Annotated in this window: 13 protein-coding genes; 3 read left to right on the forward strand and 10 right to left on the reverse strand. The window is 58.8% G+C overall.

The window, feature by feature from the left end:
* The coding region (gene rpsB / locus B4F27_RS05930; RefSeq protein ID WP_286759130.1) for a 30S ribosomal protein S2 at positions 1-696 on the forward strand (696 nt) is incomplete at its 5' end.
* Between the two features lie 126 nt (positions 697-822).
* Positions 823-1698, forward strand: coding sequence for a translation elongation factor Ts (gene tsf, locus B4F27_RS05935; protein WP_005853593.1), 876 nt, complete (start codon positions 823-825; stop codon positions 1696-1698).
* Positions 1699-1786: 88 nt separating this feature from the next.
* Here tsf and aroQ read toward each other — a convergent pair whose 3' ends face one another.
* On the reverse strand, positions 1787-2224 hold the full coding sequence (gene aroQ / locus B4F27_RS05940; RefSeq protein ID WP_286759131.1) for a type II 3-dehydroquinate dehydratase: 438 nt from the start codon (positions 2222-2224) through the stop codon (positions 1787-1789).
* Positions 2225-2284: 60 nt separating this feature from the next.
* Complete coding sequence (locus B4F27_RS05945) at positions 2285-2683, reverse strand: rhodanese-like domain-containing protein (RefSeq protein ID WP_286759132.1); 399 nt, start codon at positions 2681-2683, stop codon at positions 2285-2287.
* A gap of 286 nt (positions 2684-2969) precedes the next feature.
* Between B4F27_RS05945 and B4F27_RS05950 the strand changes: the two genes are divergently transcribed.
* Positions 2970-3809, forward strand: a complete 840-nt coding sequence (locus B4F27_RS05950; protein WP_286759133.1) for a fumarylacetoacetate hydrolase family protein — start codon at positions 2970-2972, stop codon at positions 3807-3809.
* Positions 3810-3814: 5 nt separating this feature from the next.
* Here B4F27_RS05950 and phoB read toward each other — a convergent pair whose 3' ends face one another.
* The 8 genes from phoB to B4F27_RS05990 all read right to left on the reverse strand — a co-directional run.
* Positions 3815-4504 carry a phosphate regulon transcriptional regulator PhoB gene (phoB, locus tag B4F27_RS05955; RefSeq protein ID WP_005853599.1) on the reverse strand — a complete coding sequence of 230 codons (690 nt, stop codon included), beginning with the start codon at positions 4502-4504 and terminating at the stop codon, positions 3815-3817.
* Positions 4505-4508: 4 nt separating this feature from the next.
* On the reverse strand, positions 4509-5216 hold the full coding sequence (gene phoU, locus B4F27_RS05960) for a phosphate signaling complex protein PhoU (RefSeq protein WP_005853601.1): 708 nt from the start codon (positions 5214-5216) through the stop codon (positions 4509-4511).
* Between the two features lie 5 nt (positions 5217-5221).
* Entirely contained in the window at positions 5222-6019 is a 798-nt protein-coding gene (gene pstB / locus B4F27_RS05965) for a phosphate ABC transporter ATP-binding protein PstB (RefSeq protein ID WP_005853603.1), read from the reverse strand.
* 17 nt (positions 6020-6036) lie between these two features.
* A complete protein-coding gene (pstA, locus tag B4F27_RS05970) occupies positions 6037-7377 on the reverse strand; it encodes a phosphate ABC transporter permease PstA (protein WP_074634892.1) in 1341 nt (446 codons plus the stop codon).
* Positions 7374-8873: a phosphate ABC transporter permease subunit PstC gene (gene pstC, locus B4F27_RS05975; protein ID WP_286759134.1), complete on the reverse strand. Its 1500-nt coding sequence runs from the start codon at positions 8871-8873 to the stop codon at positions 7374-7376. The genes pstA and pstC overlap by 4 nt, the downstream gene beginning before the upstream one ends.
* Before the next feature lie 108 nt (positions 8874-8981).
* Positions 8982-10022 carry a substrate-binding domain-containing protein gene (locus B4F27_RS05980; protein WP_005853609.1) on the reverse strand — a complete coding sequence of 347 codons (1041 nt, stop codon included), beginning with the start codon at positions 10020-10022 and terminating at the stop codon, positions 8982-8984.
* Positions 10023-10174: 152 nt separating this feature from the next.
* Positions 10175-11218, reverse strand: a complete 1044-nt coding sequence (locus B4F27_RS05985) for a sensor histidine kinase (RefSeq protein WP_286759135.1) — start codon at positions 11216-11218, stop codon at positions 10175-10177.
* A gap of 2 nt (positions 11219-11220) precedes the next feature.
* On the reverse strand, positions 11221-11493 hold a 273-nt coding region (locus B4F27_RS05990; RefSeq protein WP_286759136.1), incomplete at its 5' end, for a gamma carbonic anhydrase family protein.

Below are 11493 nucleotides of genomic sequence, written 5' to 3' on the forward strand. Positions count from 1 at the left end.
ATCCGTGACACCGTCGCCAAAGGCGGCAGCATTCTTTTCGTTGGCACCAAGCGTCAGGCGGCACAGCCGATCGCAGAAGCCGCAGAGAAATGCGCACAGTACTACATGAACCACCGTTGGTTGGGCGGCACGCTGACAAACTGGCAGACCGTTTCCAAATCCATCCAGCGCCTGAAGTCCATCGACGAACAGTCCGAGCGTGGCTTCTCCGGTCTGACCAAGAAAGAGCGTCTTGGCATGGAACGTGACCAAGCGAAGCTGGAAGCATCGCTGGGAGGTATCCGTGAAATGGGCGGTCGCCCTGACCTGATCTTCGTCATCGACGTGAAAAAAGAAGCACTGGCCGTGGCCGAAGCGAACAAGCTGGGCATCCCGGTTATCGCTGTTGTCGACACCAACTGCTCCCCCGACGGGATCGACTACATCATCCCGGGCAACGACGACGCCGCCCGCGCGATCCACATGTATTGCGATCTGGCCGCACGTGCAGCACTTGACGGTATGTCCGCGCAGCTGGGTGCCGCAGGTGTTGATATCGGTGCGATGGAAGAAGCGCCCGAAGAAGAAGCCCTGATCGACGGTGGTGTCGAAGTTGGCAACGCTTCGGAAGAAACCGTTTCGAACGACGCAATGGCAAAAGACGCACCTCTGGATATCGAATCCAAGAAGGAAACGCTGGCCGACGCCAAGTCGTAAGCGACGCGAAAGAGACGGGCAGGGGGCATGTTTCCCTCTGCCTGTCACAAAACCATTACATGATTGAGACAGTGGTGCAGGACGCTCTGCCCCTCAATTTATCCCAATTCAAGGAGAACCAAAGCGATGGCAATCACAGCATCCATGGTCAAAGAACTGCGCGACACAACCGGTGCCGGCATGATGGACGCGAAAAAAGCGTTGACTGAAACAGATGGCGACATGGAAGCAGCCGTTGACTGGCTGCGCACCAAGGGTCTGGCGAAAGCAGCCAAGAAATCCGGCCGCACCGCAGCCGAGGGCCTTGTTGCAGTTAAAGTCGAAGGCGGCCACGGTGTTGCTGTCGAAGTGAACTCCGAAACGGACTTCGTTGGCAAAAACGCTGACTTCCAGAAAATGGTTTCCGGCATCGCAGATGTTGCTACCGGTGTGTCCGACGTTGACGCGCTGAACGCGGCTGACATGGGCGGCAAGCCCGTTTCCACCGTGATCACCGATGCCATTGCGAAAATCGGCGAGAACATGTCGGTGCGCCGCATGCAGTCCATCGATGGGGATCAGGTCGTGTCCTATGTGCACAACGCTGTAGCACCCGGCATGGGCAAAATCGGTGTTCTGGTCGCAATGACCGGCGGCAACGAAGAGCTGGGCAAACAGATCGCGATGCACATCGCCGCTGTGAACCCTGCGTCCTTGTCCGAAGCGGATCTGGACCCGGCAGTTGTTGAAAAAGAAAAGCAGGTTCAAATGGACATCGCACGCGAGTCCGGCAAGCCGGAAGCTGTGATCGAGAAAATGATCACCGGCCGCATGCAGAAATACATGTCCGAAGTGACACTGCTGAACCAGGCATTCGTTGTGAACCCTGACCTGACCGTCGGCAAAGCCGCAGAAGAAGCTGGCGCGACCATCACCGGTTTCGTCCGTCTTGAAGTTGGCGAAGGCATCGAAGTCGTTAAAGAAGACTTCGCAGCAGAAGTTGCAAAAGCCGCCAAAGGCTAAGCTGTCACACAACAGATGAGGAAAAGGGCGAGGGCGCATCAGCACCTTCGCTCTTTTTTATTATAAATCAGATACTAAGCGGTGAAACCTAATCCTTTAGGTGAGCCTCCAGCGCATCCAAAGCCATCAGATAACCCTGCGCGCCAAACCCGCAGATCTGACCCAGAGCCACAGGCGCGATGTAAGACCGGTGCCGGAATTCCTCGCGCGCGTGGATGTTGCTCAGGTGCACCTCGACAACCGGCAGCTCGACTGAAGCGATCGCATCCATCAACGCAATCGACGTATGGGTATAGGCACCGGCATTCAGCACGATCCCGGCATGTTTGCCTTTGGCCGCGTGGATTAGATCGATCAGCGCGCCTTCGTGGTTGGACTGCTCAAACGCCACATCAAACCCAAGCGTCTTCGCTTTCTCGCGGCACAGCGCCTCGACATCGGCCAAAGTCGTCTTACCATAGACCTCGGGCTGGCGCGTGCCCAGCAGGTTCAGGTTCGGACCGTTCAGGATCAGAATGGATGTCATAGCGATGGCCTTGTTGTTACGATGTGGTGGCGCAGACGTAGCACAGGCACCACGGCGTCGTTAGTCTTTCTTTTCAGGGTATTCGACCGGACCACCGTGCTTTTCCCATGTCGAAAAACCTTCACGTAGATGCGCTGCGTCAAAGCCCATGTCTTGCAGCGTCGCCGTGGTGATCGCCGATCGCCAGCCAGAGGCGCAGTGAAAGACAAAGGTCTTGTCCTGACCGAAGATCTCTTTGAAGTACGGGCTGTCAGGGTCGACCCAGAATTCGATCATGCCGCGCGGTGCGTGAAAGCTGCCGGGGATATAGCCGCTGCGCTGGCGTTCACGGATATCGCGCAGGTCAACGACAACAACATTCGGATCCTGCAGCATGGCCATCAGATCAGGCGTTTCGATCTCGCGGATACGTGCACGGGCAGCGGCAACCATATCCGCCGAAGACATCTTGAGCGTCATATTCTTCCTTTCGTTCAGCAGCCGCCAAAGCGCCGATCGCTTACAGTTGCATCGGCTTGGCGCATGTGGATTATGGCACGCAGAACAACGGGGTAAAGCAAGAAGCCACGCGGATGGGAGAATGGATAAACTGGATGAAGAAGCTACTTTTTATACTACTTTTCAGTGCTTTATGACGCACTTTAACAGTAAATCATCGCCCAAAGCGTACCAATTATTTACATAATACTGATTATGAGAATCAGATTAAGCGCATGCGCACCCCTCACAAACACAGGATTAGCTAATGAAACTCTGCCGTATCGAAACCCCTGACGGGATAAAACCTGCGATGATTGACGCAGATGGTGCCGCGCGCGATCTGACGCAGCATCTGACGGATATCGAGCTTGCCACAATGGCACCCGCAGCGCTGGACCAGCTGCGCGATGTGGACGTTACGGCCTTGCCTGTCATCACGGGCCGGTTTGCGCCTGTGATCAATGACATACGTCGTATTCTGTGTATCGGGCTGAATTACTCCGACCACGCGGCAGAAGCTGGCATGGAAGTGCCCGATCACCCGATCCTGTTTAGCAAACTCTGCGCGGCCACCGGTGCCAACGATCCGATCATCATCCCCAAGGATTCCGAGAAAACCGATTGGGAAGTTGAACTTGCGGTCGTGATCGGCACCAAGGCACAGCATGTGTCCGAGGCCGACGCGCTGTCCCATGTGGCGGGTTATGCGACTTTCAACGACGTGTCAGAGCGCGCCTTTCAGATCGAATTCGGCGGTCAGTGGGTCAAGGGCAAGTCCTGCGACAGCTTCGCCCCCATCGGCCCGTATCTGGTGACCGCAGACGAGGTGCCGGACCCGCAGAACCTTGATCTATGGCTTGATGTGAACGGCACCCGTCGCCAGACGGGCAATACCTGCACGATGGTCTTCTCGGTGGCCGAGATTATCTCTTTCCTCAGCCGTTTCATGACCTTACTGCCCGGAGACGTGATCGCCACCGGCACACCGCCCGGCGTTGGCATGGGCTTTAAGCCGCCGGTGTACCTGCAACCGGGCGATGTCGTTGAACTGGGCATCGAAGGCTTGGGTGATCAACGCCAAGAAGTCATCAAATTCAACGGGTAAGCGCCCTACCCTAATGCATAACCTGCACCGCGCACCGTGCGGATCGGGTCATCGCCACCGTGAGATGTCAGCGCCTTGCGCAGCCGCGCGATATGCACATCCACGGTGCGCGTGTCGACATAGATATCGCGGCCCCAGACGTGATCCAGCAGCTGATCGCGGCTGAACACTCGGCCCGGACGCTCTAACAGGGTGACCAGCAGCCGGTATTCTGTCGGGCCCAGTTTCAGCTCGTTCGCGGCGCGGTTAACGCGGTGGCGTTCCGTGTCCAGCGTGATATCGGCATAGCTAAGCGCCGCGCCCGAAGATGCCGGGCGCACACGGCGCAATTGGGTGCGCACACGGGCCATGAGCTCGCGCATGGAATAGGGTTTGACGACGTAATCATCCGCCCCCGTTTCCAACCCGCGCACGGTGTCCACCTCTTCTGACCGTGCCGAGAGCATGATCACGGGGATATTGCGCGTATCTTCGCGGGTCTTGAGCTGCCGGCACACCTCGATCCCGCTCAGCAGCGGCATCATCCAATCCAGAATAATCAGGTCCGGCAGCGCCTCTGCCACGAGCAGGATCGCTTCTTCACCATTCTCGGCCCGCCTTACGTCAAACCCTTCGGATTCGAGGTTATACGCCAGAATTTCGCGCTGTGCGGGTTCGTCTTCCACCAACAGGATCTGGGGCTGCGCCGCCGACATGGTTCTACCCCTTCAGCTTGGTGGAGGTGTTATCCGCCTTGGGGCGGTCCTCGTCCGGATGGGTGCCGGTCACCAGATAGACGACCTGTTCCGCGATCGATGTCACCAGATCGCCCATGCGTTCCACGTTTTTCGCGATGAAATGCAGGTGCATACACGATGTAATGTTGCGCGGGTCTTCCATCATGAAGGTGAGGAATTCGCGGAACAGCGCGTTATACATCTGATCGACGTCTTCATCGCGTGCGATCACGTCCATCGCCAGTTCTGCGTCGCGCTGCACATAGGAATCCAGCGCGTCCTTGAGCATGGATTCAACGGTTTTACACATGCGGCGGATGGCACCGGCGCTATCAGCAACCGCAGGAAGCTGCGCGAGCACTGTATTACGCTTGGCCATGTTTTTCGCATAGTCGCCAATACGTTCCAGGCTGGCGCTGATCTTGATCACGCTCAGGATCAGACGCAGATCCACGGCTGTGGGTGCGCGCAGGGCGATGATGCGGGCGGCGCGTTCGTTGATCAGCTCTTCGAGCGCGTCAATCGCCTTGTCCCCGCCGCGGACCTGATCGGCCAGCTCTTCGTCGCGGGTTTCCAGCGATTGTGCGGCAAGGCGAATGGCATCTTCGACCATGCCACCCATTTTCATGATCTGTGCCTGAACGCTTTCGAGGTCACGGTCAAAGGCAGAGACAATGTGTTGATCTTGCATGATACTTATCCAATCCGGCCAGTGATGTAGCTTTCCGTCCGAGGGTCTTCGGGCGACGTGAAAATCTTGTCGGTCTCGCCAAACTCCACCAGATTGCCAAGGTGGAAGAACGCTGTTTTCTGGCTCACCCGTGCGGCCTGCTGCATGGAGTGTGTGACGATCACGACCGAATAGTCCTGACGCAGCTCGTCGATCAGCTCTTCGACCTGCGCAGTGGCGATCGGGTCAAGCGCGGAACAGGGTTCGTCCATCAGCAGCACTTCGGGTTCGGTCGCAACGGCACGGGCGATGCACAGACGCTGCTGCTGCCCACCAGAAAGGCCGGTGCCGGGCGCATGCAGACGGTCCTTGACCTCGTTCCAGATGGCACCGCGTTTCAGGGCGCGTTCAACGATATCGTCAAGCTCGGACTTGTTGCGGGCCAGACCGTGGATGCGGGGGCCGTAGGCCACGTTGTCGTAGATCGATTTGGGGAACGGGTTCGGCTTCTGGAACACCATGCCGACCTTGGCGCGCAGCTGCACCGGATCGACCGCGCTGTCATAGATGTCTTCGCCGTCGATCAGGATATCGCCCTTGACGGTGCAGATATCAATCGTGTCGTTCATCCGATTGATACACCGCAGGAAAGTCGATTTCCCGCAGCCCGATGGTCCGATAAAGGCGGTGACGGTTTTGTCTTGGATATCGACAGAGACATCCTTGATCGCGTGGGTGTCCCCGTAGAAAACCTGCACGTTGCGGGCGGCGATTTTTGTTTGGTTCGTTGTCACGTCCGTCTCCGAAATTACATTGTCTTTCATAGCCTTGCCTTTCATTCTTACCAGCGCCGCTCGAACCGGCGCCGCAGCATTACGGCGATGGCATTCATGGTGATCAAAAAGACCAGCAAGATGATGATACCGCCCCAGGCGCGTTCATAGAACGCGGGATCGGCGCGTTTGGCCCATTCGTAGATCTGCGCCGGCATGGCGGAGTTCGGGTCCATCAGCCCCGATGCGATGCCGTCGGGCGGGTTCGACGCGATGAAGCCCACCATCCCGATCAGCAGCAGCGGGGCCGTTTCACCAAGCGCCTGCGCCAGACCGATAATTGTGCCAGTGAGGATACCCGGAGCAGCCAAGGGCAGCACGTGGTGGAACACCGATTGCATCTTCGACGCCCCTACCCCCAGTGCCGCGTCACGGATGCTGGGTGGGACAGATTTCAGCGAGGCGCGGGTCGAGATGATGATCGTCGGAAGCGTCATCAGCGTCAGCACCAGCCCGCCCACCAGCGGGGCCGAGTTTGGCAGGTGCATATAATTGATGAAAACCGCCAGACCCAGAATACCAAAGACAATCGACGGCACCGCCGCGAGGTTAGAAATGTTCACCTCGATGATATCGGTGAGCAGGTTCTTGGGGGCGAATTCTTCAAGGTAGATCGACGCGGCGACCCCGATGGGCAGCGCCAGCGCCAGCACCACCAGCATCATAAAGAGCGAGCCAAGCATCGAGACCCCCATGCCCGCCGCCTCGGGTCGGGCGTCAGACGCATCGGCACCTGTGATGAAATCGAGGTTAAAGCGTTTTTCCAGCGCCCCATCTGCGACAAGGGCGTCCACCAGATCAAGCTGCTCTGCGCTGATGCTTTTGTCGTTGGCGATGCTGTCGCGCGTGACGCGGCCTTTCATATAGCCATCAACGCGGCTGTTGGTCAGGAATTTGAATTCAACCGCGGTGCCAATGAGCTCGGGGTTATCCAGCACAAAGTCACGCAGCTGTGCCGCCGCATCCTTGGACAGGATGCCCGCCATATCCTTGGGCTTTAGGTCCGTGGTAATCCCGGTCTCGGCCACCTTGGCCTCAAGCGCGGCGGCCATCAGCGGCGCGTAGCCGAAGGTCGATACCTTCTTGATCTCGTCCAGATTCCGGTTGCCGTTCTTGTCCAGCTTTTCCTCAAGCAGTTGCACGTTCAGCGTCAGGAACGTCTGCTGAAAGGCCCCTACGCCGCGTCCGATAATCGTGGTCAGCAAGATCGCCAGCATCAGCAGGCCCACGGCGATGGCTGCGATACCGTAGGATTTGAAACGGGCCTCTGCACGGTTGCGTTTGACGGTGCGCGCGTCGGGCTTCAGCAGCGAATGGCGCGGCGTTGCGGTGTTGGGCATGTCGGTCATTCGTACTGCTCCCGGTATTTGCGCACGATATAAAGCGCCAGAACGTTCAGCCCCAGGGTCAGCACGAACAGCGTCAGACCAAGGGCAAAGGCGACCAGCGTTTCAGGGCTGGCAAAGTCGGTATCCCCGGTCAGCTGGCTGACGATACGGGTGGTGATGGTGGTCATCGCTTCCAGCGGGTTGCCCGAGATGCGCGCGATGGCCCCTGCCCCCAGAACAACGATCATCGTCTCGCCGATGGCCCGGCTCGCGGCGAGAAGCACAGCCCCCACGATCCCCGGCAAAGCAGCAGGCAGCACGACCTGGCGGATGGTTTCGGAATGGGTCGCGCCCAGGCCAAACGACCCGTCGCGCATCGATTGCGGCACAGCGTTGATGATATCGTCGCTCAGCGACGAAACGAATGGGATCAGCATGATGCCCATGACCAGCCCCGCCGTCAGGACCGATGTCGCCCCGCTCATCCAGTCGACGCCCAGCAGACCATTATCGCCGCGGCCAAAGATGTTCACAAGGAACGGCCCCACTGTCAGCAAGGCAAACAGACCGTAAACAATGGTCGGGATACCGGCGAGGATCTCCAGCAAAGGCTTGGCGAAAGAGCGTACTTTGTTGTTGGCGTATTCCGACAGGTAGATCGCGGCAAAGAGGCCGATGGGCACGGCCACCAGCAGCGCGATGATCGAGATATAGAGCGTCCCCCAGAGCAGCGGCAGGATCGACAGGTCACTGTCTCCGCGGAAGTTCGGGGCCCATGTGGTGCCCAGAAAGAAATCCTGCCAGGGATGCAGGCGGAAGAAATTCAGCGTCTCGAACAGCATCGACAGGACGATCCCCACGGTGGTCAGGATCGCCAGCGACGCAGCGAGCACCAGCAACCCCAGCAGAAAACGTTCCACCGTATTGCGCGCGCGAAAATCGGCCCGTGCGGTGCGCATCGCGATGAACAGACCGGCCAGCGCCAACACAGAGATCACCGCGATCATCAGCCAGCGGCCGGTGTATTCCATTGACCGGTAGCGCTGCGCGGCGGCCAGCACCTCTGGCGTCACGTCAGACCCAAGCGCCACGCCCGTGCCCGCCAGCAGCGCGCGCACATCAGTGCCGGTCACGTCCAGATCACGGGCGCTTTGGGCATCCATCGCGCCTGATTGCACGGCCGCGTCCAGCCCGTTGGCCACGCGCCGCACGTCGCTCATCACCAGATTGACCGAAGAGCCTTCGTTGACGGCGCTTTGCGGGATCATGTCGATGACCGCGTTCTGGATCAGCATCGGCTGGACCAGCATCCAGATCGCCAGCACAAACAGCGCCGGAATGGCGGTGAGCATGGCGGCGTTATAGCCGTAGTAGTTCGGAAGGGAGTGCAGCTTGCGCGCATCGCCCGAGACGGACGACATGGCCCGGCTGCGCACCAGACCATAGGCAAGGACTGTTAATATCAAAACAACGGCAACTAAGAGCGTGGTAGATCCCACATTGAAAATATCGCGCATGGTGGCCCCCGGTCGCAGCCTGTTTCAGGCTATCATTGTTTGGAAAGTATCAGTCGGCAGCAAAAATCCGGAGGCACCTCGCAGCGCCTCCGGATCGTCAGACAGGTTTTAGGAACCGCTGCCCATTACAGTTTCTTCAGCAACAACCGACTGTGTTTTCGCCAGTTCCGGGTCGGAGACCAGACCGTATTCAGCCAAAGGACCGTCGGGGCCGGCAATCTCGTCTGCCACGAAGAACTCGGCATATTCTTTCAGGCCGGGGATCACGCCGATGTGCGCTTTCTTGACGTAGAAGAACAGCGGGCGGGATACGGGGTAGTCGCCACTCGAGATGGTTTCAACGGTGGGCTCAACGCCGCTCATGTTGGCGACGGTCAGCTTGTCGGTGTTGTTCTCGTAGAAGGCCAGACCGAAGACGCCGATGCCGTCTTTGTTGCTTTCGATGCGCGCCAGCGTTTCGGTGTAGTCACCGTCGATGTCCACGGAAACACCATCGGTGCGCAGCGCGATACATGCTTTTTCAGCGGCTTTCTTGTCGTCGCCATTGGCGGCCTTGAACGCTTCGAAGTCGCCGGTGGCTTCACAGCCTGCCAGGATCACTTTTTCTTCGAAAACTTCGCGTGTGCCGTGCTTGGTGCCGGGGATGTAGGCCTGGATCGGCTGCTCGGGGAAGCTGGCGTTCACGTCGGACCACATTTTGTTGGGGTTCGCCACGATCTCGCCGTCGACAACGACTTCGGCGGACAGGGCTTTGTACCAGTCTTCGGGGGTGAATTCGAATGTGTTGCCATTGATGTCAGACGCAAACACGATGCCGTCATAGCCGATCTGGACTTCGATGATGTCGGTCACACCGTTGGCGGCGCAGGCTTCGACTTCGGAGCTTTTGATCTGGCGCGAGGCGTTTGCCACGTCGATTGTGTTCTCGCCAACACCTTCACAAAAACGCTTCAGACCCGCCGAGGAGCCACCGGATTCAACAACAGGTGTCGGGAAATCGAAGTTTTCGCCAAAGGCTTCGGCTACGATGGACGCATAGGGCAAAACAGTGGAGGAACCGGCAACCTGTACCTGATCACGCGCGGCAGCGGCGGTTGCGGATACGGCGGCAATGGCCAGCGCGGAAGTGGTGAGTTTAACGAGCGACATGATGTCTCCTGTCAGCTTAGATTTGTCTGACCACCCCCATGGTGATCTTGCCGCACCAATAGGCGGGCGACACTGAGCTTTTGTGACAGTCATGTTACAGTTTTATGACACGGACGGAAATTGTAATTTCTTTTTGACCAAAATGCGCCCGATCACGCCAGATCCATGGGCAAGATCACCGTGAATCGCGCCCCATCCCCCAGATCAGAGGTGATTTTCAACCGTCCGCGGTGCCGGTTCAGGATATGTTTTACAATCGCCAGCCCCAGCCCCGTCCCGCCAAGGGCGCGGCTGCGGTGGCTGTCGGCGCGGTAGAAGCGTTCGGTCAGGCGCGGCAGGTGCACAGGGTCGATCCCCGGCCCGTGGTCGCGGATGGTGACCCGCACCGCAGGCCCGCGCAAGGAAGGGTCACGCAAGGTCGTCTCGACCGAAATTTCAACGTCTTTACCCACGCCACCATATTTGATGCCGTTTTCAATAAGGTTCGTGAACACCTGCAACAGCTGGTCCGTATCCCCCATCAGGGGCAGCGGATCGTCCCCCATAGTCGCGACCAACGTCACATTCGCCTCTACGGCCAAGGGGTTGAGGTTGCGCATGGTCGATTGCAGCACATAGCGCAGATCGACCTTATCTGTCGGGCGCACCCGTTCGTCCGATTCGACGCGTGACAGCGACAGCAGATCGCCCACCAGCCGGTTCATGCGCTCGGCCTCTCCGGTCATGATCCCCAAAAACCGGTCCCGTGCGGGGGCGTCGTCACGCGCAGGACCGCGTAAGGTTTCGATGAACCCCATCATCGCCGTCAGCGGGGTGCGCAATTCGTGGCTGACGTTGGCGACGAAATCGCGGCGCATCTGGCTGGCGTTGGTGACCTGTGTGATGTCTTGAAAGCTCAGCAAGACGTAGTCCATGCTGGTCACCTGTCGGACGTGCACCCGAAAGGTCGTGTCATTGCCGTTGTCGCTGGCCAGATATTGCGCCTCGCGCGGGGTATCATCCTGCTGGCATTGCTCGACCGCATCGACCACCGCAGGCTGGCGCAACACGTTGATATAATGGCGGTCCAATGCGCCACGGCCCAGCAGGGCTTGGGCCGGCGCATTCATCGCGACGATACGTTCGGCGCGATCAACGGCAAGCGTAGGCAAAGGCAGCGCTGCCAGCAGATCCGGCAGATGCGGGCGCAGCACCATGCTCAGACGGGTTTAAGCTGGTTGGCAAAGCGCCGCGCGTTGTCTTGGTAGTGTTTCGCGCTGGCCGTCAGCCCCGCAATCGCCGCCGCGTCCAGCTCGCGCACGACCTTGCCCGGTGCGCCCATCACAAGCGACCCGTCAGGGATCACCTTGTTTTCAGTGATCAACGCCCCTGCCCCGATCAGACAATTCTTGCCGATCTTGGCCCCGTTCAGGATCGTCGCCCCCATCCCGACCAGCGAGTTATCCCCGATGGTGCAGCCGTGCAGCATGAC

This window comes from Sulfitobacter sp. UBA1132 (assembly GCF_002311545.1).
In the GTDB taxonomy this organism is placed as follows: domain Bacteria; phylum Pseudomonadota; class Alphaproteobacteria; order Rhodobacterales; family Rhodobacteraceae; genus Sulfitobacter; species Sulfitobacter pontiacus.